The following is a 21722-nucleotide window of genomic DNA, read 5'->3' on the forward strand; positions in this document are numbered from 1 at the left end:
CACAGCAACGAGCCGACCTGCGACGATGTTTCCGCAGGTCACAGGACGAGATAATTTTGTTACCAGTCCGTTATCGGCGGCGAGCGGTCTGGCCGCGCGCGGATACGTAGACAATCGACTCGTGGCAGAGCCGACCATCCAGTTTCGCCGCCTCGCCGAACAGATCGCCGACGAGCTTCGGCGCCGGATTCTTCGCGGTGAGCTGGCCGACGGCAGCATCCTGCCCAAGGAGGACGAGCTGCTGCTCGAGTTCCCGGTGAGCAAGCCGTCGCTGCGCGAGGCGATGCGCATCCTTGAGGCGGAGGGACTGCTCCGCGTCCGCCGCGGCAAGCTCGGCGGGGCCGTGGTGCGCAGGCCCAACGCCGCCAACGTCGCCTACACGGTCGGGCTGGTGCTGGGGTCGCAGGAGGTGGGCCTCTCCGACGTCGGCAACGCCCTGCTCCAGGTCGAGCCCGCGTGCGCCGGTTTGTGCGCCCAGCGCGCCGACCGCAAGCGCGCTGTGGTTCCGCAGCTGCGACGGCTGCACGCCGAGGCCGTCGAGGCGGTCGGGGACCTGCTGCTGGTGACCTCGGCGAGCAGGCGGTTCCACGAGTCCCTGGTCTCCCTCTGCGGGAACCAGACCATGATCATCCTGGCCGGGGCGCTCGAGATGCTGTGGTCGGCGCACGAGACCAGCTGGTCGAGCCGGGTGACGGACGGCAGCATCGTTCCGCTCGAGGAGCGGGTCGCCGTGCTCGAGGACCACCTGCAGGTGATCGACGCGATCGACGAAGGGGATGCGCGGCGGGCGTACGACCTGGCGGCCGCGCATCTCGTCGACGCCCAGCACTATCCCGGGTCGTCGGGCGTCGTCGACCCCGCCTCGCTGCGCAACTGGGCGCACAGCCCGCCGGAAACCGATCGTTGACCGCGATCCTCATTTTCATATGATTTGGTGATGGACGACGCCGGGGTCGCCGTGACGAGCGCCGAAGCGGCGCAATACCGCGCCGCGGGCTGGTGGTCCGACGTCACGCTGTCCGACTGCGTGCACCGCAATGCGGTATCGACCCCGGACAAGCCGGCCTACATCGACTTCACCCTTGACTCGGCCGACCATCAGCTGCGCTGGGCCGAATTCGACCGCGCCGCCACCAATCTGGCGTGCGATCTGCGCGGCCTCGGTGTCCAACGGGGAGATCGGGTCGCGCTGTGGCACAAGGACAGCGCGGCCATTCACGTCGCGCTGGTGGCCATCGAGCGATGTGGCGCCGCCGCCGTGGGTCTGGGCGCCCGTGCCGGCGTGCGCGAGGTCGAGCAGATCCTGCGCGCGACCCAGCCCGCCCTGCTGGTCACCGACCCCGAACGCCACGGACAGGCGGCGGAGGCCTCCGGCGCCTCGCTTCCGGTGGCGGTGCTGGGCACCGAACTCACCGTCGACACGGGGCCACGGCATTCGGACATCGGCCTGTCGCCGACCGGGTCCGACGACGTGTTTCTCGTCAACTCCACGTCGGGCACCACGGGTACGCCGAAATGTGTTGTGCACACCCAGAATCGGTGGCATTACTTCCACCTCAAGGCGGTCGCCAACGGGAAGCTCACGACGGACGACGTCTTTCTGCCCGTCATACCGACGCCCTTCGGCTTCGGGATCTGGACCTCGCACACCACCCCCATCCACCTCGGTGCGACCACCGTGCGCATCGCGCGTTTCGATCCGGCCGCGACGTGCGCGGCAATCGAACGGCACCGTGCGACGGTGTTGTGTTGCGTCAGTACACAATTGGCGATGATCCTCGCGGACCCGGCATCGCGTGACCACGACCTGAGCAGCCTGCGGGTCGTGTTCACCGGCGGTGAGCCGCTGCCCTACACGCAGGCGGCCCGCTTCGAGGAACTGACCGGCGTCACCATCCTGCAGTTCTACGGTTCCAACGAGACCGGCATGTTGAGCGCCACCACTCTCGAGGACTCCCTGGAACGCAGGCTGCGCACCGCGGGGCGGATCGTGCCCGAGATGCAGGTCCGGTTGTTCGACGGTGACCGCGACGTCACCGACTCCGGACGCGGCCAGCCCGCGTGTCGAGGGCCTGCGCTGTCGCTCGGCTATCTCGGTGGCACCGACCATGACAAGCTGTTCACCAAGGACGGCTGGATGCGGATGGGCGACATCTGCGAGCTGGACGAGGACGGCTATCTGACGCTGACCGGCAGGACATCGGACTTCATCCTGCGCGGCGGGAAGAACATCAGCGCGGTGCAGGTCGAGGAAGCCGTGGCGACACATCCCGCAGTTGCCGTGGCCGCGGCGGTGGCGATGCCCGACCCCGTCTTCGGTGAGCGGGTCTGCGTTTACGTCGAACTCCGACAGGGCGGCACACTCGATCTGCCGATGCTCGTCGACCATCTACTGGCTCAGGGTGTTTCCAAGGAATTGCTGCCGGAGCGGCTCGAAGTGCTCGACGAACTACCGCGCTCATCCGGCGGCAAAGTCGCCAAAGGTCAACTTCGCGAACGGATTCGGGAGGGATCATGACCACAGAAGAGGCGCGACGAGGCGGTCTGGACGTGTGGGCGCCGTCGAAGACGCCGCCAATCGGTGCCGACCTCACCGACGAGCAACTGATGGCGATCGCGTTCCGTCACCTCGCCGACATCGGCTTCTCGGAGAACATGGCCGGACACATCACCTGGCAGCCCGACGGGCAGTCCGACATGTTCGTCAACCCGTGGGGGCTGTGGTGGCAGGAGTTGACCGCATCCGACATCTGCGTGGTCGACGAGGACGCCCACGTGGTCCGCGGCCGCTGGGACGTCACACCCGCGATTCACCTGCACACCGAACTGCACCGCATCCGGCCCGACGCACGCGTGGTCATCCACAACCATCCCTACTACGTCAGCCTCGTCGCGGCGCTCGCCGCACTGCCCGAGCTCGTCCATCAGACCGGATCGCTGTTCCTCGACGACATGTATCTTGTCGAGAACTACGACGGTGAGATCGATGCACCTTGGCGCGCACGAGAACTGGCGCAACAGATCGGGTCAGCCAACCTCATCGTCCTCGCGAATCACGGCGTCATCGCCACCGGACGCAACCTGGCCGAGGCCGTCTATCGGGCGGTGTCGATCGAACGGGTCTGTCGGCTCGCCTACGACGTGATGCTGACCGGACGGACGCCGTCGAAGATGAGCCGCGGCGACATGGTCGGCATGCAGCAGTCGCTGATCGAACGCGCCGCCGACGTGTACTGGGCCGGCGCCGCCCGCATGACCATCAAGGCACACCCCGACGTCCTGAGCTAGTGGCCCACCCGACAACGAGAATCGAGGATTGCCAATGACTTCCATCGATGACATGGCGGCGAATCTCAACTTCACCACGGCGAAGACGGGCGCCGACCGCACCGTGACGTTCCTACCCGAACCCGAACGCGCCGAACGCAGATACACCGTGATCTCGGTCGACGATCACATCGTCGAACCGCCGGACACCTTCGAAGGCCGTGTGCCCGCCAAGTTCGCCGACCGTGCGCCCCGGGTGGTCGATACCGATGACGGCGGCCAGACCTGGATGTACGACGGCCATTCGCTGCCCAACGTCGGCTTCAACGCCGTCGTCGGCCGGCCCGTGTCCGAGTACGGGTTCGAACCCGCCCGTTTCGACGAAATGCGCCGCGGCGCATGGGATATCCATGAACGCGTCAGGGACATGGATCTCAACGGCGTATACGCCTCGCTGAACTTCCCGTCATTTTTGCCCGGCTTCGCCGGCCAGCGCCTCCAGCAGGTGACCAACGACCGCGACCTGGCGATGGCCTCGGTTCGGGCGTGGAACGACTGGCATATCGAGGCGTGGGCGGGTGCCTACCCCGACCGGATCATCCCGTGCCAACTGCCGTGGCTGCTGGATCCCGAGGTGGGCGCGAAGATGATCTACGAGAACGCCGAGCGCGGCTTCCACGCCGTGTCGTTCTCCGAGAACCCGGCGATGCTCGGGCTCCCCACGATCCACTCCGGCTACTGGGAGCCGTTCGTGGCCGCCTGCGCGGACACCGGCACCGTGGTGAACCTGCACATCGGCTCGTCGGGTACGTCACCGTCCACCACGGCGGACGCCCCGCCCGACGTGCAGGGTGTGCTGTTCTTCGCTTATGCCATCTCCGCGGCCGTCGACTGGCTCTACACCGGGGTGTGCACCCGGCACCCAGACCTCAAGATCTGCCTCTCCGAGGGTGGTATCGGGTGGGTGGCGGGCCTGCTCGACCGCCTCGACCACATGCTCAGCTACCACGAGATGTACGGGACGTGGAAGGCTCTCGGTGAAAAGCTCACGCCCGCCGAGGTTTTCAAGCGGAACTTCTGGTTCTGCGCGGTGGAGGATCAGTCGTCGTTCATCCAGCACGAGCGGATCGGCGCGGACAACATCCTGCTCGAGGCCGATTACCCGCACTGTGACTCCACCTGGCCGCACACTCAGCAGACGATCCACGAGCAGATCAGCGGACTTCCCGACGATGTCATCAGGAAAGTGACGTGGGAGAACGCGGCGCGGCTCTATCAGCATCCGGTGCCCGTCGCCGTCCAGGAGGATCCCAACGCCTACTGACCGCCTAGCGGTACCCTCACTACCGAGTCAGTGCCAGATCGGGGCCCAGATCGGGGGTAGCCATGGACCGCGTGCTCGGCGTCTCGATGACGTCCCAAGCCGTGCGGTGGGTGCTCGTCGAGGGCACCACAGGTGAGGGCGCCACCATCGAACGCGGCACCTTCGACGTGGCCCAGGCAGGCGACCAGGACGAACTCCTCAATGCGCTGTTTACCGACGAGCCCGACTCGCGGTTGCACGCCATCGGGCTGACCTGGACCAACGAGGCGGAGGGCGCGGCGTCTGAGCTGCTGGAGGCCCTCACCGCACGTCACTACGACAACGTGATCGCGGTCTCCGAACTCGAGGCGGGCGACGTCCTGGCGTCAGGCATCGCAGGCATCGCGGACTACCAGGACATCGCCGTCTGCATCGTCGAACCCGACTGCGCGGTCGTCGCCACCGTCGACTCCACCGGATCCAGCGTCGACCGCCTGAGCCGGCCCTCCGACGGTTCCGACGTGGTGGAGCTGCCCAGTTCGGTGATGGCGATGCTGGAGCTCGACGACTGGCGTCCCGATGCGATCTTCGTCGTCGGTTCCGCCGACGACCTCGACCTGATCACGACCACCCTCGAAGGGGTGACCGACGCCCCCGTCTTCTCGGCCGCCGAGGCCGAGCTGGCGCTGGCCCGAGGTGCGGCACTGGCCTCCGCTCGCGCGGTGACGGGCCTGGAGACCTCCGGAGCTCACCTGCCGTCGCGAGTCCGGGCGTTGACGGCGGTGGTCGCCGCCGCCGCGGTGACGCTGGTCGTGTCGCTGGCGGCCGCGCTGAGCCAAATCCTCACCCCCGACCAGGTCACCGCGCAGCCGCAGGCCGCCGACGCCGATCCGACGGCCGAGGCTCCGCCACCGAGTACGCAGGCCGCGACGAAGGCGTCGAAGCTGACGGCGTCGCTGCAGGCGGCCCGGCCGGTCGTGGCACAGACCATCGCGGTGGCCATTCCCGCGGCGCCGGAGCCGCCAGCGGCCCCCGCCTACGAGCCGCCTGCCTTCGAACCCCCCGCATATGCGCCGCCCGCCCCGCCCGCACCGGTCTACGTACCGCCCGCGCCACCGCCGGCGTACGTACCACCTGTGGCTCCCAAGCCGCGGCTGCGCGATCGGATCATCGAACGCATTCCGATCATCAACCGGTTCCACGAACCGCAGTACCAGTACCCCAACTAGTCCGGCCTAGGGCACAGTAGGCGGCTGGAACGGGTTGTTCGGCACCTGAATCGGAATCGGCACCGGCACGAACGGCACCGTGAGGTAGCTCGTCGTCATGGTGGGCGTCGTCGTGGTGGTGGTCGTGGTCGTCGACGGCGACGTAGTGGTCGTGGTCGTCGTAGTCGTAGTGGTTGTCGTTGTAGTGGTTGTCGTCGTCGTTGTGGTCGGCGGTGTGGTGGTCGTCGGTTGGGTGGTGGTCACGTACGTCGTGACCGGCTCTTCGACGGTGGGCGGAGGGGGCGCCTCGTGGGTGACGGTGACGGTTTCCGGGGGTGGCGGCGCGACCGACACCGGCGGTTCGGCCGTGGGCGGCGGTGGTTCGACACTGGGCGGGGACGCCTGGACACTCGGCGGTTGCGCCGGGGTGGGGGTGCTGGGCGGAACCGGTTGTTTCGTACTGTCAGTAGCGCTGGTCAACGCAATCGCCACTCCGCCGACGGCGACCAACGCGACCGCAGCGGCGAGCCCGAACACCAGCTGGGGCAACCGCTGCCAGGTCCGGGGCTCCTTCACCGGCCCGGTCGTGGGCAGGTACTGGACCGGTTGCCGCATCGAAATCGCTTCGGCCTCATATGGATTCGCGCCGGTGTACGGGAGGGGCTCATCGGCGGCGGTGTCGTCCTGCGACCACGCCAGCGCAGTGCCCGTCTGCGTCGGCGGCGCATCGACGGCCGGCGCCGCGCTGGTGGCGGCCTCGGCAGCTGCGGGAGCGATCCCGGTTTGCGCCTCGGCCGCCGAGCCGTACGCGGCGAACAGCGCAGCACCCGCCGCGGCGTCGAGACCCGGCTGAGGTGTGAGCACGATGGGTGCGGGGTGTTGCGAAAGGCGTTGGGTTATTGAGGGAATGCCCGCACCGCCACCAACGACAACCACGGCAGCGATATCGGCCCAGCCGATTCTGTTGCGTTCCAACGTATCTTGCAGCGCGGCGAGTACACCGTCGAGCGGTGCCGAGATCAGCGACTCCAACTCAGTTCGCGTCACCGCCACCGTCGACCGGTGGCCGGGTAGTTCGGCGGTCACTTCGGTGGCCGATTCTGTGGACAGTCGCTCCTTCGCGGTGCGGCATTCCTCTCGCAGCTGCGCCAGCGACCCCACCGCCGCGGTGGCGGCCGGATCGATACCGCCCGTCGCCGCGATGCCGTTGACGATGTGGGCCAGCAGCGCCTGGTCGATCTGATCACCGGAGAACTCGGTGTACCGGGTGGTCTCGTCGATCGGCTCGAACGATCTCCCGGCGTCCGCCAGGGTGATACTCGTCCCGCTGCCGCCGAAATCCAGGAGCGCGATCACACCCTGGGACGGCAGCCCCGGGTTGGTCTGCAGGGCCGTGAGCGACGCGACCGCATCGCTCACCAACCGTGCCGGCATACCGTTGGGAACCAGGGTCGGATCGCTGCGCAGCGCGGTGCGCAGGCTGCGCTGGGTCGCCATGCCCCAGTGGGCGGGCACCGCGATCGCGATCTCGGACGCCGGCTCCGCGCCGCTCTCATCGACGATGTTGCCCAACGCCTCGACCAGGAGCCGGTCGGCCTGATGCGGCGAACCGTCCGGCGCGATCAACGGAACCGGGTCGCCGACGCGCTCGACAAAGCCGTCCAAGACGGAACCGTCGGCGAAGGTCACCACCGAACGGCGTATCACGGGTTGATTGCCGACTCGCGCTGCGACCAAGTTCGTCGTCCCGATCGACAACCCCAACGGGTCGCTCATAACGGACCACACCCTAGCGGTCCGACCTGCTGATACTCGTTAGACACTCCGTGCCAACGGCGTTCCACCATCACGGTTTTGGGCCGCTGCGAACAGCGCAGAATCCGCTAGGAATTCGCTGTGACGAAGACGTCCCCCCACGACCACCCGGAATCTCGGTGCGCCGCGGTAGCCGGTGTGCTGCAATGGCGGCCATGGGTGACATCGACGACATCAAGCAAGTCAAGTACCGCTACCTTCGCGCGCTCGACACCAAGGACTGGGACGAGTTCGCCGACACGCTCACCGAGGATGTGGTGGGCCGATACGGCGAATCGATCGGTGAGGAGCACCACTTCACCAATCGCGATGAGCTGGTCGGCTTCATGCGCACCTCGCTCGGCCCGGAGATCATCACCGAGCATCGCGTCACCCACCCGGAGATCACCGTGGACGGCGATGAGGCGAAGGCGACCTGGTATCTGCAGGACCGTGTGATCGCACCGGATTTCAATTTCATGCTGATCGGTGCGGGCTTCTACCACGATCGGTACCGGCGCACCGCCAACGGCTGGCGCATCAGCGAGACCGGTTACGACCGAACCTACGACGCGTCGATGTCCACCGAGAATCTCAACTTCAAGGTGAAAGCGGGTCGGGCGATCAAACTTTGAGATTCACTTCGAGATCGCGATGAGTGCGCCCGGCTGAAGCCACCGCATGATCTCGACGAGCTTGGCGTCGTCGATGGCGACGCACCCCGCGGTCGGTCCGCCGTCGGTGGCGTGCAGGAAGAAGGCGCCGCCGTTGCCGGGGATGCGGGCCTTGTTGACGCCCATCACGACCGCGTGCACGTACTGCGGGATGTCGAGATTCTCGGTGCCGCTGGCCGGGTCGGTGTTGAACGGACACTGCGACTTCTCGCACACCTGCATGGTGTTGTAGGTCGGGCTCTTCATATCGCCGTCCCACCAGTGATTGGGGCCGACCTGCACATAGGGCAGACCACCGCCGGGGTTGGGTGCCGTCCCGAATGCGAAGTCGAGAGTGAACACGCCCATCGGCGTCTTCATCTGGCCGTCATGGGTCTCCGGGGCCATGCCCGCGGCCCCGATGAACGCGGGAATACCTACCGCGACGGGGTGCCAGCCGGTGGCGTTGCGTTGATAGACATCCATCTTGGCGTTCGAACCGCCCACGCCCACAACCGATATGACCTGGGTGGCATTGCCGACGGAATGCGCGAACCACGGCGTCACCTGGGCCACGCTGACAGGTGCCGCGCCGAGCGACATCAGTGCCACACAAAGCAGGACAAGGAGCCGGCGCACCCGTACATGCTAGGTCGTGGCCGGGCCCCCATTGAGGAGGCCACGCGGCGTCACGCACGGTCCGTCGGCATCGGGTAGGCCATGGCCACCAAACGGTAACGGCGGCCATCGGGATCGGTTTCGTCGTGATACCGCGCTGCGAGCGTCGCCAACTCCTTTGCGAACTCGGCCCGGTCCTCGGGTGAACGGAAGCGAATCGTCCTGTCGATCGACAGAGTCACCGGTCGGTTGTTCTTCGAACGCGCCGCACTCCACATTTCGCCGACCTCGCGTACGGCACGCGCCGACAGCGCGATGAGATAGCTCGCCGACAGGCGGCCCTCGCAGCGGCTCGGATCGGTGGCCACCCGCCCGAGGGCGCTCGGGGACACCACGTAGGAGGCCGCCGTCGCAACGAGGAGGCGCTCCTTGAGCCCACCCCATCGGCGCTCGCCCACGCCCATAACCAGGTGATGGTCTTCGAGTGCACGCAGGTGGTAGTTGACCTTCTGCCGGGAGATCCCCAGGCGCGACGCGAGGGCGGCCGCCGAAGCCGGTTCGGTCAGTTCGGCGAGCAGTCGGTTGCGGATCGGATCGAGGACACTGACCGCCGCGGCCGGATCGGTGATCACCTCGACGTCGAGCATGAGGTGATCGTGTCCCTTGACAAAATAATTTGTCAATGCAGTGGGAAGATTAAGCGGCATGGCCATCCTGCCCATTCGTCGGCATCGCGGTATCCGCCAGATCGGAGAGGGCCTCGGGACGCTCGACCGCGAGGTGTTCGACGCCATCGCCGACTCACCGAGTCCCCTGCTCGATGCCGTCATGCCGCGGCTGACCCGCGCTGCCGACCATTCGAAGCTGTGGTTCGCCATCGCCGCTGGGTTGGCGGCGTTCGGCGGCCCGTCGGCGCGGCGCGGCACGATGCGCGGCCTGGTCAGTCTGGGAGTGACCAGCCTGCTCACCAACCAGGTGGCCAAGCGGATATGGAAGCGACCACGACCCAACCGCTTCTCGGTGCCGTTGGCCCGGCAGACCCGGCGGACGCCCACCTCGAACTCGCTGCCGTCGGGTCATTCCGCGAGCGGGGCCGCCTTCGCCGTCGGCGTCGGGTTGGAGAGTCCCCCGCTGGGGTTGGGCCTGGCGCTGTTGGCGGGTCTGGTCGGGATGTCGCGCATCGCCACCGGGGCGCACTATCCGGGCGACGTGCTCGCGGGATTCGGCATCGGTGCCGGCGTCGCCGTGCTCAGCTCACGGATCGTCCCGCCGGTGGTGCCGACGCGGTTGCCGACCGCCGACCCACTGGTCGTCGACGCGCCGGAACGCCACGACGGTGCCGGTGTGATCCTCGTCGTCAACCCGGCGTCCGGGGGCGGGACAGGGGCCGATGTCATCGAACAGGTACGAGAGGCGTTGCCGCACACCGAGATTGTGGAACTGGATGAGGGTGACGACGTCGAGAAGGTGTTACGCACGGCCGCCGAGAAAGCTGAGGTGCTGGCGGTCGGCGGCGGCGACGGGACGGTGGCATGCGCGGCGGGTATCGCCGTCGAGGCGGGCGTCCCGCTGGCGGTCTTCCCGGGCGGCACGTTCAACCACTTCGCCAAGGACATCGGCTGCGAGACGGTGGCGAAGACGATCGAGTCGATCAAGAAGGGCGACGTGTCGTGTGTCGATATCGCGTGCCTCAACGAAACCAACATGGTGATCAACACCGCGAGCATCGGCGCCTACCCGATGTTCGTCCAGACGCGGGAGAAGTTGGAGCACAAGATCGGTAAGCCGCTGGCGGGCATCTACGCGATGTTCCACACGCTGCGCCACGGCGAACCGGTGCGCATCCGCTACGACAACAAGTCGCTGCAGACGTCATTGTTCTTCCTCGGCAATTCCGTTTATCTGCCTTCGGGATTCGCGCCGTCGCGGCGGGACCGGATGGATGACGGCCTGCTGGACGTCCGGATTCTCGAGACGGGTCGCCGGATGGCCCGGATGCGGATCCTGGTGGCGCTGGCATTGGGAAGGTTGACGCGCAGCCCGCTGTACCACGAGATGCGCGTTCCGGAGTTCTCGTTCACCGCCCTCGACGGCCCGACGATGCTGGCTCACGACGGTGAGCTCGGGGACGAGGTCACCGAAGCCACGTTCAGCGTGCAGTATCGAGCGCTTGCGGTGTATCGGCCGCTGCCGTGACCGGGGGCCGCGGCGGCAGGATCAGTAGGCAGCACACGAAAAAGGCGTAACCCAAAGCCCATCCGGCGATGACGTCGGAGGGATGGTGCACGTTGAGCACGACGCGACCGATCCCGATGAAGACGACGATCAACGCGCCCAGAGCGACCAGCCACCCCCTCAGCGGCGGCCGGACGAAGGGCCAGATGATCGTCATCAACGCGAGCACGGCGACCAGCACGCCGAGCGCGTGCCCTGACGGAAACGACATCGACTGCGCGTGCACCAGCGCCGTCGCGGGCCTGGGTCGGCCGACGATGTACTTCGCGAGCTCGATCAGCGGTCCCGACAACCCCGCGGTGAGCGCCAGGAACCCGGCCAGCCGCAGATTGCGGCGCCACAACGCCACCACGACTATGACGAGTCCGACCAGTCGGAAGGCGGCCGGTCCCAGCACGGTGCAGAAGACGTCCCAGCCGGTAACCCAACCTGGATGTATGACGCCGTAGTCATGCGCGAGGTCCAGCGCCGCCGAGTCCATGGCGGTCAACCACTTCCACTGCGACACATAGGCGATCCACATCAACACATAGACACCGAGTGCCGCCACCGCGGTCCCGATGAGCCAACGTGTCCTGGATGCCATATGAATAGCTCTACCAGCCGTCGCCGCTGACCGTCAGGGTGACTGAGCTTGCCACCGAAGTTCCACCCTCGACACCCGCCACAGCTGGGCTACATTGCCTGTATGGCGGTGTTCCTGCGCAAGCTCCTGCGCATCGGCGGGCTGCCCGACGAACTGCGCACCGACGTCGAGGCCGAAGGCATCATCTACCTCGCCGAGTACGTGCCCGTGACGCGGCGGTTCAGCGGCAGGATCCCGGGCAAGCGCGCACACGGCAACGTGGCGAGCTACGTGGGTTCGTTGGTGCTGACCAATCAACGGGTACTCGCCACCCTGTCGACGGTGCCCAAGCTGGCCGGTCGCACCATCGATCAACGTTGGGACGCAGAGCAATCCGGCGCGGCGACGGCCGATTTGGCTGAAAGCGGCCTGCACATCGAGGTCAATATCAATGCCGTGGACACTCGATTCGATGGTCAGCTCTCATTGCAGTACAAGACGGCGATTCCGTCCGAGGTGCTGACGCGCGTCCCGCGACGGTCGCTTGCCTTCGATGTCCCGCCCGAGTATGTGTTCCGCGCGGTCGGAGTGCCCTACGACCCATAAGGGCCGCGATACGCATACTTCTACCTCGAGCGGGTATCGTCGGCCCGAAACCGCAGCTCAACCCGGTCCGTGGAAGAACCGCCCACTCGGGATATGTTGCTTGCGATGAGTCAAAAGGTTGCGGGATGTGCACCGTGCCTGTTCCGTGGTTCGACGATGCGGAAGGACCCTGAGTGACAGAACCGAGACGAGACAACCTGCTCATCGTGCACTGGCACGACCTCGGCCGGTATCTCGGCGTATACGGACACGACGACGTCTCCAGCCCGCGGCTCGACCAGCTTGCCGCCGAGGGCATCCTGTTCACCCATGCACACGCCACCGCACCGCTGTGCTCGCCGTCGCGCGGCTCTCTGTTCACGGGGCGATACCCGCAGAGCAACGGCCTGGTGGGGTTGGCGCACCACGGCTGGGAGTACCGGGCAGGCACCCGCACCCTCCCCCACCTGCTGTCCGAATCCGGCTGGTACACCGCACTATTCGGGATGCAGCACGAGACGTCTTATCCGCCGAAGCTGGGGTTCGACGAGTTCGACGTGTCGAACTCCTATTGCGAATACGTCGTCGAACAGGCCACGGGGTGGCTGACCGATCCGCCGTCGCAGCCGTTCCTGCTCACCGCCGGATTCTTCGAGACCCACCGTCCGTATCCGCGCGAACGCTACGAACCCGCCGACGCCTTCGGTGTGACGGTCCCCGACTACCTGCCCGACACCCCCGACATCCGGCAGGACCTCGCCGAGTTCTACGGCGCCATCTCGGTCGCCGACGCCGCCGTCGGCCGACTGCTGGACACCCTCGCGCAGACCGGGCTCGACCGCACCACCTGGGTGGTCTTCATGACCGATCACGGGCCGGCGTTGCCCCGCGCGAAGTCCACGCTCTATGACGCAGGCACGGGGATCGCGATGATCGTGCGCCCGCCGCGGGCCCTGTCGACCGCGCCGCGTGTCTACGACGAGCTGTTCAGCGGGGTGGACCTGGTGCCCACGCTGCTCGACCTTCTCGGTGTCGACATCCCCGCGGACGTCGAGGGCATCTCGCACGCCGACAACCTGCGTGGTGCGCAGACCGTGCCGGCTCGCACCGAGGTCTACACCATGAAGACGTACCACGACTCGTTCGACCCGATCCGCGCCGTGCGCACCAAGGAATACAGCTACATCGAGAACTACGCCGCACGGCCACTTCTCGACCTGCCCTGGGACATCGCCGAAAGCGCGCCGGGTCAGGTTGTTGCGCCACTCGCCCAGGCGCTCCGTCCCGAACGCGAACTCTACGACCTCACCGAGGACCCCACCGAGTCCCGCAACCTGCTCGCCTCAGAGACCTCCGACAAGGCTGAGGCCATCGCCAAGGACCTCGCCCTGCTGCTCCACGACTGGCGGCAGCAGACGAACGACGTCATCCCGTCGGACTTCGCAGGCACTCGGATCGCGGAGCGCTACACCGAAACTTATTTGCGTATTCACGGGCTTTCACTCACCAGCCGCTCGGCCATCGCGTCCGAACGTGGCATCGAGGACGCGCCGATTTCCGGACAATAGTTTTCGTCACGGTGATTGTTATGGCCTGGTGTGCCAGGCATTTTGAAGGCAGTTAGGCTCACGCGCATGCCAGCCCATCCGACTGCCTATCTCGTGCTCGCGTCGCAACGAAGCGGCAGCACGCTGTTGGTCGAATCGCTGCGGGCGACCGGTGTGGCGGGTGAGCCGCAGGAGTTCTTTCAGTACCTTCCGACCACCAGTCAGTCGCCCCAGCCGCGGCAGTGGTTCGAGGGCGTCGAGGACGAGTCGATCCTGCGACTGCTCGATCCGCTGGACGAAGGCAAGCCGGATCTCGCACCCCCGGAGATCTGGCGGGACTACATCCGGACGGTCGGCCGCACCCCCAACGGAGTCTGGGGCGGCAAGCTGATGTGGAACCAGACCCCGCTGCTGTTGCAGCGGGCCGCGGGACTGCCGGACCGGTCGGGTGAGGGCCTGCTGTCCGCGATCCGCGACGTCATCGGCAGCGATCCGGTTCTCATCCACGTCTACCGCCCAGACGTTGTCTCCCAGGCAGTTTCGTTCTGGCGGGCGGTGCAGACCCGGGTCTGGCGTGGGCGGCCCGACCCGACTCGCGACTCGCGTGCCGAATATCACGCAGGTGCCATCGCGCACGTGATCAAGATGCTGCGCGCACAGGAGGAGGGCTGGCGCAACTGGTTCGCCGAGGAGAACGTCAAGCCGATGGAGATCTCCTATCCGGTGTTGTGGCGCAACCTCACTCAGATCGTCGGCGACACACTCGACGCGATCGGGCAGGACCGACGATTGGCGCCCGCACCCGTGCTGGAACGCCAGGCCGATCAGCGCTCCGACGAATGGGTGGACCGGTACCGCGCTGACGCGGAGCGCGAGGGCCTGCCGACATGACGCTCGACACGCTGCATGTCGACGAGCTACGGATACTCGAGGCCGAGGCGGTGCACATCATCCGCGAGGTCGTCGCGGAACTCGAGCGCCCGGTGCTGCTCTTCTCGGCGGGCAAGGACTCGATTGTGCTGCTGCGGTTGGCGGAGAAGGCGTTTCGGCCCAGTCCGCTGCCCTTCCCGGTCATGCACGTCGACACCGGGCACAACTTCGACGAGGTCATCGAGTTCAGGGACCGTCGCGTCACGGGTGCCGGTCACAAGCTGATCGTCGCGTCGGTGCAGGAGTCCATCGACAGCGGCCGGGTGCCCGATCCAGGTCCCGGCGCGTCCAGGAACCGGCAGCAGACCCGAACGCTGCTGGATGCGCTGGAGGCGGGCGGCTTCGACGCGGCGTTCGGCGGTGCCCGCCGCGATGAGGAGCGGGCCAGGGCCAAGGAGCGGATCCTGAGCTTTCGCGACGAGTTCGGGCAGTGGGATCCACGTGCGCAACGACCGGAGCCGTGGTCGCTCTACAACGGCCGGATCAAGAAGGGCGAACAGGTCCGGGTGTTCCCCCTCAGCAACTGGACTGAGCTGGACGTGTGGCGCTACATCGAGCTGGAATCGCTTGAGCTGCCTTCGATCTACTTCGCTCACCAGCGTGAGGTGTTCGAGCGTGACGGAATTCTGTTGGCGGTGTCGGAGTATGCCCAGCCCGCCGACGGTGAGACCGCGTCGACGGAGTGGGTGCGCTATCGCACCGTAGGCGACCTGACCATCACCGGCGCCGTGCGATCGCGGGCGACGGACATCGCGGGCGTCATCGCCGAGATCTCCGCGGCCACGGTGTCCGAGCGCGGCGAGACGCGTGCCGACGACCGCACCTCCGCCGCCGCCATGGAGGACCGCAAGCGCGAGGGCTACTTCTGATGGGGCGCGCGACGCGACGGGAGACCGCATGACCCGCCAGCTCCTGAGGATCACCACCGCCGGATCGGTAGACGATGGCAAGAGCACGCTGATCGGCCGGCTCCTGCACGACACCGACAGTCTTCCCCGATCATCTCGAGGCGGTGACCGACGAGGAGGGTGTGGCGGACCTGGCGGCACTGTCCGACGGGTTGCGCGCCGAACGCGAGCAGGGCATCACGATCGACGTGGCGTATCGCTTCTTCTCCACCGATGCGCGCAGCTACATCCTCGCCGACACGCCTGGACACGAGCGGTATACCCGCAACATGTTCACCGGCGCCTCGAACGCGCACGCCGCGATCCTTCTCGTGGACGCCCGCGCCGGCGTGCTGAGGCAGACGAACCGGCATGCCCGGATCGCGAAGCTGTTGGGCATCAAGCATTTCGTCGCGGCGGTCAACAAGATCGACCTGGTCAACTTCGACGAGGGCCGGTTCGACGAAGTCGTCGGCCAGATTCGGCAAATCGCCGCGCGTCTGGGTGAAATAGACATCACGGTCATCCCCATCGCAGCCAAGCACGGTGACAACGTCGTGCACCGCTCCGAACGCACGCCCTGGTACGACGGACCGACGCTGCTGGAATACCTCGAGGGCATCGAACTCTCCGCACCGCAGCCGGAGCCGGAGAAACTGCGGTTGCCCGTCCAGTGGGTGTCACGGCCCACCCCGGAACAGCGCAGGCGCTACACCGGCCGGCTCTCCGCCGGTACGCTGAAGGTCGGCGATGCAGTCGTCAGCCTGCCTGCGGGCACCCGTTCGACGGTCACCCTCGTCGACACCCTCGATGAGGAGCGCACGACCGCCGTCGCACCGTTGTCGGTGTCGATCGAGCTGGCCGACGACATCGACGTCGGTCGTGGCGACGTGTTCGTCAGCGGTGCCGAGGGCGCCTCTCTCCCTGTGCTCGCACGTGAGCTCGACGCGACGGTGTGCTGGTTCCTGGACAGCCCGTTGCGCGCAGGTGACCGGCTCGCTCTCAAGCAGGGCACCCGCACGGTGCGCGCCACTGTGCAGGCCCTGCATTCACGACTGGACCCGGAAACGCTCGACGAACTCGACAACCCGGTCGAGCTGGTACTCAACGACATCGGCGAGGTCACGCTGCGTACGAGTTCGGTCGTCGTGGCCGACTCCTACACCGACAACCGCGACAGCGGTGCATTCATCCTGATCGACGAGACCACCAATGAGACCGTCGGCGCAGGCACCATCATCGAACCGCGAGAAGTCAAGCCGGGTGTGCAGACCCGCAACGACATCCGTTGGCATCCTTCGTCGTTGGACCGTGGCCACCGCTGGAAGGCCACCGGTCAGCGGGGCGCCACCATCTGGTTCACGGGTCTGCCTGCGTCAGGCAAATCGACGATCGCGGTCGCGGTGGAGCGGGCGTTGGTCGAGGCCGGCGACGTGGCCTACCTTCTCGACGGTGACAACATCCGGCACGGGCTGTCGGATGACCTCGGATTCTCACCGGGCGATCGTGCCGAGAACATCCGCCGCGTCGGTCACCTCACCCGGCTTTTCGCCGATGCGGGCGTGGTGGCATTGGCATCGCTGGTGTCACCGTTGAAGTCGGACCGCGAGATCGCTCGTGCGCTCAACGACGCCGCGAAGCTTCCCTTCATCGAGGTGTATGTGGCGACGCCGGTCGAGGAGTGCGCCAAACGCGACCGGGGCTCTATGCGCGAGCCCGCGCCGGTGAACTGAAGGGACTCACCGGATTCGACGCACCGTACGAGGCGCCGGAATCCCCCGATCTCGTGTTGGACACGACAGGCGCCGACATCGACGGGCTGGTCAAGCAGGTCGTCGACCTGTTGAACCGCAAACGCGAACTCTAACCCACCTGGGCGACAACGAATATCCTGCGGAACGGAAAGAACGTCGTGCCGTCCGGTCGCACCGGATAGTCCTGGTCGAGCATCGGGATCAGCTCGTCTCGAAACTGTTGCCACTGCTCGTCGTTCAGTCGGCTCCGCACCGGTCGCAGCGCGGTCCCGCTGATCCAGCCCAGCACCGGATTCTCGCCGGTGAGCGCGTGGATGTACGTCGTCTCCCACGCGTCGACTCGGCACCCGGCGTCTGCGAGCAGCGCCGCGTAGCCGACCGGGGAATCGACCTGACCTTCACGGAACGGGAAGTCCCGCAACGGCTCTGCCCACCGTTCCTGACGAGCCAGGGTGCGCACCGCTTCGTGCGACGGGGCATCGAAGTTTCCGGGAACCTGCATCGCGATCCACGATCCCGACGAGAGCTGGCCTGCCCATCGGACCAGGAGATCGGCGTGTCCGGGCACCCACTGCAGTACGGCATTGGTCACCACGACGTCGGTGTCGGGCCGCGGTTCCCAGGTCCGCACATCGCCGACCTGAGCGTCGACACCCCGCTCGCGCGCCGCCTCCACCATTTCCGGGGAGCTGTCCCAGGCCTCGATGACCGCGTCCGGCCAGCGTTGCGCAAGAGTGCGGGTGAGATTGCCCGGACCGCATCCAAGATCGACGACGCGCCGCGGCGATTGGGCCCCTATCCGCGATAACAGGTCGTAGAACGGTCTCCCCCGGTGGTCGGCGAACGTCAGATAGACATCGGGATTCCACATTCCGTCAGTCTGACACTCGGCGCGACTACCATGCGGATGTGACCAGTTCGGACACCACTCCGGTCGATCCGCCCATCCCCGTTCCCGATGTTCCCGGAGCCGACGCGACCGCGCGCGGCCTACCTCGTCGCATCGATCTGACGGTTTGCCAGCGGCTGATCGTGGACGCCTCGGCGGCGGCCGATATCGCCCTGCGCACCGCGATCTCCTCGCTGATCGCGGCGACAATGGTCCCGACACTGGTCGGCGGGCTGCGCGGCAGCCGGGCACGCGCCGAACAAGATCAACTCCGGTTCTACGCCGATCTGGCCGCCGCGAAGGATCCCGCGCTGTCGTTTCCGGCTCCGACGTCCGTGCCTCGGGTCGCGTCGCGTACCGCGAACCCGATCGCCGAGTGGATCGCCAAGGGCAACGTGCAGAACATCCGGTTCGACAGCAGCTTCGAGGCCGTCAACCCGGCGCTACGTGAGCAGTGCCGGGGCTTCACCCGCAACAACGTGGTGCACGCCCAGCACTGGCGGCACGACGACGGTCCGCATCCGACGCTCTGTGTGATCCACGGCTTCATGGGCTCGCCGTATCTGTTCAATGGCTTGTTCTTCTCCTGCCGTGGTTCTACCGCTCCGGATACGACGTGCTGCTGTACACGATGCCGTTCCACGGCAGCCGCGCCGAAAAGGGTTCGCCGTTCAGCGGTTACGGCTTCTTCGCACACGGTTTCTCCGGCTTCGCCGAAGCGATGGCGCAGGCCGTGCACGATTTCCGCTCGATCATCGACTATCTGGAGTTCACCGGGGTCGACCGGATCGCGCTGACCGGAATGTCGTTGGGCGGATACACCTCGGCGCTGATCGCCAGCGTCGACGACCGGATCCAGGCGGTGATTCCGAACGTCCCCGTCGTCACACCCGACCAGACCGTCGACGAGTGGTTCCCGGCCAACAAGGTCGTCGAGTTGCGAAGTCGGCTGTCACACACCGATTCCGAGCTCACCAAAGCGGCGACGCTGTACTCCTCGCCGCTGAACTACCAGCCGCTGGTGCCCAAGGACCGACGGTTGATCATCACCGGCCTCGGCGACCGGCTCGCTCCTCCGGAGCAAGCCGAAATGCTGTGGGAGCACTGGGATCGCTGCGCGTTCCACTGGTTCCCGGGCAACCACATCCTGCATGTCAGCCAGCCCGACTATCTACGCAGGATGACCCGCTTCATGCGCGACTTCATGTTCGACTGACGAGCGCCCACCGACCGGCCAGCCGCCCGGCTCCAAAAGGCCAGGCGGTAGCGGGACGCCCGGGATGGCCAGCCGGTCCGTCGATCGAGGCGCCAGCGCGCTGAGCAACGGCCGCTGTATGCCTCGCTGAGGCACGAGTCCGGCCACCGGTACCCGCGCACCGCCTCGGCCGTCCGGAACGCACAGAGCGCGTACTTCTGGATGTGCTGAGGTGCCGCTGGTCGACTGCCGACCACGTTTCGGTCGGCTGCGTCCATACTTCGGCGAGCCGCCCGCGCAGCCCGTCGTCGATGGGAATCGCGTACGCCGAGAGATATCCGCTGTCCCCGCGCATCCCCCGCCACGTCTCGCGGTCGCCGTCGGCAAGTAGCTTCGGGGCATCGTCGACGAGGACATTTCGCGAAGATGGTCGGCGAGCCGACGACCGACGATCTCGGCGGTGTCCAGTAGAGAGTTCAGCCGACCGGGCACGCAGCGCGGTCAGGTTGCCGACAGCATTGAGCGTCAGGCTGATCCACGTCCCACTGGCACTGCCGTCATCGAGGTTGGTCACGCGAACCTTCTCACACCGGACACCGAAGCGTTCCACGTAACCGGCCACCATCGGCAGCGACAACCCGACGCCAGCCGGATCGTCGATGCGCAGAACGACGGTGACGGAGCCGGATGGCTGCACTTCGCGCTTGGAATGATTGCGGCGAAACACCGACAGCCGTCGCGCGATCATGGTCGTCACAAACAGCCCACGCCACCAAGCGAATACGATCACGATAACGGCGATCGCGATGCCGAGGATCCACCAGTCGAGGTCGGACTGCCACGGGTAGGCCAGCGCGGCAAGAACGACGGCTACGAATGCCAACGCCAATCGGATGGTCACGATGCCTCCGTCTTTCGTCTGTGGGTCGCGACCGCCGCCGTGATGGCAGCGATCAAAGCCAGCACACCCGTGCCGATGAACGCGATCGTGCGCGGCGTGTGATCCGGCGGTGTTGGTTGCGGTGGCGCCGCGATCGGTTTGGGTTCCGGATCACCGCCGGCGTCGCTCGCGGCGCTGACGTCCCACGTCAACGACGCCACCGGGTCGACAAGGCCGGCGCCGGTCAGGTTGGACGGTGCGCGGGCGGATCCCTGCGCACCGGCCGTCAGCCGGTCGACCACCTCCGCGGCCGTCAGCTCCGGGAATCGGCTGCGCACCAACGCCGCGACGCCGGAGACGTACGCCGCAGCGAAACTCGCGCTGTTGAGCGGGAAGAGGTCCCCTGCGTCGGGCAACGCGTTCGCGAGGCCCCGCCGTCGGCGTTGCCGACCGAGGTGATGTTCTCGCCCGGCGCAGCGATACCGACCCAGGGCCCGGCCGCCGTGAACGCGGACGGTCCGCCAAGGAATTGAGAGCCGACCGACCGACAGCACGTACGGCTGCCACCACGACGGGATCGAAATGTCTCACCCCCGCCCAGTTGCGTGGATCATCGGGTCGGCTCGGGTCCGACAGCGGATTCGACGGGCATGCCGAGCCCGGGTTCAGGCCCGTCTGGTTGTTTCCGGCCGCCGCGATGATGACGGCGTCCTTCTGCACGGCCGCGTATCGCAGGGCCGCGCCGAGCTCGGTCTGGTCGACGGCCTTGTTGGCGGGCAGGCAGGTCACCGCCGAGATGTTGATGATGCGGGCGCCGAGGTCGACCGCGCGAACGATCGCCCTGGCGAGGGTCGCGACATCGAGCGCGACGCGCGCGGTCGACTGATCCGCTCCCGGGGTGCGGGGCCCGAACCGCGCCGACGTCGAACGGATCGACAGGATCCGTGCGCCCGGTGCGACACCGGAGAAGCCGTCCGCGCCAGGCTGTCCGGCGATCAGGCCGGCGACCAGCGTGCCGTGTCCGTCGCAGTCCGAGAGTCCGTCCGTTGCCTCGACAGAAGTCACCGCCCGGGTCGACGTTCGGCAGGCGGGTCCCGCCGCACACCGGTGTCGATCACCGCAACGAGTTGACCGTCACCACGGCTGTACCGCCACGCGGCCGCGAGGTTGAGCATGGCCTGGTTCGGTTCGTCCGCACCCGTTTCGGTTCCGGGCAGCACACCGGTCACGACGCAGGGACTGCGTTGCGTCATCGGCTGGACGGGTCCGGCGGCTCCCGACGGCGGCACCGCCGCGGGGTCCACCTGTGGCGGTGTGATCGCCCCTGCCGGGGCAACTCATCGCCGCAACGACCAGCGGCACCGCGAAGAACGTCCGCAGTTTCGCGTGCCTCACCGATGCCTCATCGATTC

At 66.9% G+C, this 21722-nt stretch carries 17 protein-coding genes and 3 pseudogenes; 13 read left to right on the forward strand and 7 right to left on the reverse strand.

Annotated elements, in window-relative coordinates; translation table 11 throughout:
* Positions 1 to 121: 121 nt before the first annotated feature.
* From G6N43_RS30255 to G6N43_RS30275, 5 genes are all read left to right on the forward strand, one after another.
* On the forward strand, positions 122 to 907 hold the full coding sequence (locus G6N43_RS30255; protein WP_083152729.1) for a FadR/GntR family transcriptional regulator: 786 nt from the start codon (positions 122 to 124) through the stop codon (positions 905 to 907).
* Between the two features lie 30 nt (positions 908 to 937).
* Entirely contained in the window at positions 938 to 2518 is a 1581-nt protein-coding gene (locus G6N43_RS30260; protein ID WP_083152726.1) for a class I adenylate-forming enzyme family protein, read from the forward strand.
* Complete coding sequence (locus tag G6N43_RS30265) at positions 2515 to 3288, forward strand: class II aldolase/adducin family protein (protein WP_083152723.1); 774 nt, start codon at positions 2515 to 2517, stop codon at positions 3286 to 3288. The genes G6N43_RS30260 and G6N43_RS30265 overlap by 4 nt, the downstream gene beginning before the upstream one ends.
* Positions 3289 to 3322: 34 nt before the next feature.
* Positions 3323 to 4591: an amidohydrolase family protein gene (locus tag G6N43_RS30270; protein WP_083152716.1), complete on the forward strand. Its 1269-nt coding sequence runs from the start codon at positions 3323 to 3325 to the stop codon at positions 4589 to 4591.
* A gap of 62 nt (positions 4592 to 4653) precedes the next feature.
* Entirely contained in the window at positions 4654 to 5799 is a 1146-nt protein-coding gene (locus G6N43_RS30275) for a DUF7159 family protein (RefSeq protein WP_083152713.1), read from the forward strand.
* A gap of 6 nt (positions 5800 to 5805) precedes the next feature.
* Here the strand turns inward: G6N43_RS30275 and G6N43_RS30280 are convergent, their stop codons facing one another.
* Positions 5806 to 7554, reverse strand: a complete 1749-nt coding sequence (locus G6N43_RS30280; protein ID WP_083152710.1) for an Hsp70 family protein — start codon at positions 7552 to 7554, stop codon at positions 5806 to 5808.
* A gap of 194 nt (positions 7555 to 7748) precedes the next feature.
* Here G6N43_RS30280 and G6N43_RS30285 point away from each other — a divergent pair, with 194 nt between their 5' ends.
* Positions 7749 to 8207 (forward strand): nuclear transport factor 2 family protein, encoded by a 459-nt coding sequence (locus G6N43_RS30285; RefSeq protein WP_165761875.1) that lies wholly within the window; start codon positions 7749 to 7751, stop codon positions 8205 to 8207.
* Positions 8208 to 8210: 3 nt separating this feature from the next.
* Here G6N43_RS30285 and G6N43_RS30290 read toward each other — a convergent pair whose 3' ends face one another.
* The gene (locus G6N43_RS30290) at positions 8211 to 8864 is read right to left on the reverse strand and encodes a L,D-transpeptidase family protein (RefSeq protein WP_083152704.1); all 654 of its coding nucleotides are present in this window, start codon (positions 8862 to 8864) and stop codon (positions 8211 to 8213) included.
* 50 nt (positions 8865 to 8914) lie between these two features.
* Entirely contained in the window at positions 8915 to 9490 is a 576-nt protein-coding gene (locus G6N43_RS30295) for a helix-turn-helix domain-containing protein (RefSeq protein WP_083152701.1), read from the reverse strand.
* 58 nt (positions 9491 to 9548) lie between these two features.
* On the opposite strand from G6N43_RS30295, the gene G6N43_RS30300 reads away from it, so the two are divergent.
* The gene (locus G6N43_RS30300; protein ID WP_083152698.1) at positions 9549 to 11039 is read left to right on the forward strand and encodes a bifunctional phosphatase PAP2/diacylglycerol kinase family protein; all 1491 of its coding nucleotides are present in this window, start codon (positions 9549 to 9551) and stop codon (positions 11037 to 11039) included.
* Here G6N43_RS30300 and G6N43_RS30305 read toward each other — a convergent pair.
* Complete coding sequence (locus tag G6N43_RS30305) at positions 10993 to 11664, reverse strand: phosphatase PAP2 family protein (RefSeq protein WP_083152696.1); 672 nt, start codon at positions 11662 to 11664, stop codon at positions 10993 to 10995. The genes G6N43_RS30300 and G6N43_RS30305 overlap by 47 nt on opposite strands.
* A 102-nt stretch (positions 11665 to 11766) precedes the next feature.
* Here G6N43_RS30305 and G6N43_RS30310 point away from each other — a divergent pair, with 102 nt between their 5' ends.
* From G6N43_RS30310 to cysC, 5 genes and pseudogenes are all read left to right on the forward strand, one after another.
* Positions 11767 to 12249, forward strand: a complete 483-nt coding sequence (locus G6N43_RS30310; protein WP_083152693.1) for a mitochondrial porin family protein — start codon at positions 11767 to 11769, stop codon at positions 12247 to 12249.
* Positions 12250 to 12422: 173 nt separating this feature from the next.
* A complete protein-coding gene (locus G6N43_RS30315) occupies positions 12423 to 13796 on the forward strand; it encodes a sulfatase family protein (RefSeq protein WP_083152691.1) in 1374 nt (457 codons plus the stop codon).
* Between the two features lie 66 nt (positions 13797 to 13862).
* Positions 13863 to 14666: a trehalose 2-sulfotransferase gene (gene stf0 / locus G6N43_RS30320; protein ID WP_083152688.1), complete on the forward strand. Its 804-nt coding sequence runs from the start codon at positions 13863 to 13865 to the stop codon at positions 14664 to 14666.
* Positions 14663 to 15574 (forward strand): sulfate adenylyltransferase subunit CysD, encoded by a 912-nt coding sequence (gene cysD, locus G6N43_RS30325; RefSeq protein WP_083152685.1) that lies wholly within the window; start codon positions 14663 to 14665, stop codon positions 15572 to 15574. Before stf0 ends, cysD begins: the two co-directional genes overlap by 4 nt.
* A 28-nt stretch (positions 15575 to 15602) precedes the next feature.
* Positions 15603 to 17459 (forward strand): annotated as a pseudogene (gene cysC / locus G6N43_RS30330) (adenylyl-sulfate kinase).
* Here cysC and G6N43_RS30335 read toward each other — a convergent pair.
* Positions 17456 to 18217 carry a trans-aconitate 2-methyltransferase gene (locus G6N43_RS30335; protein ID WP_083152679.1) on the reverse strand — a complete coding sequence of 254 codons (762 nt, stop codon included), beginning with the start codon at positions 18215 to 18217 and terminating at the stop codon, positions 17456 to 17458. The pseudogene cysC and the gene G6N43_RS30335 sit on opposite strands and share 4 nt — an antisense overlap.
* 38 nt (positions 18218 to 18255) lie before the next feature.
* Between G6N43_RS30335 and G6N43_RS30340 the strand changes: the two are divergent.
* A pseudogene (locus G6N43_RS30340) lies at positions 18256 to 19451 on the forward strand (alpha/beta hydrolase family protein).
* On the opposite strand, the gene G6N43_RS30345 reads toward G6N43_RS30340, so the two are convergent.
* Positions 19438 to 20331 carry a type VII secretion EccE family protein gene (locus G6N43_RS30345; protein ID WP_244960506.1) on the reverse strand — a complete coding sequence of 298 codons (894 nt, stop codon included), beginning with the start codon at positions 20329 to 20331 and terminating at the stop codon, positions 19438 to 19440. The pseudogene G6N43_RS30340 and the gene G6N43_RS30345 sit on opposite strands and share 14 nt — an antisense overlap.
* Positions 20328 to 21641, reverse strand: a pseudogene (mycP, locus tag G6N43_RS30350) (type VII secretion-associated serine protease mycosin); the annotation flags it as partial. The pseudogene mycP and the gene G6N43_RS30345, both read right to left, overlap by 4 nt.
* Positions 21642 to 21722 lie beyond the last annotated feature (81 nt).

Origin of the sequence: Mycolicibacterium moriokaense, from assembly GCF_010726085.1 — a bacterium.
GTDB lineage: Bacteria > Actinomycetota > Actinomycetes > Mycobacteriales > Mycobacteriaceae > Mycobacterium > Mycobacterium moriokaense.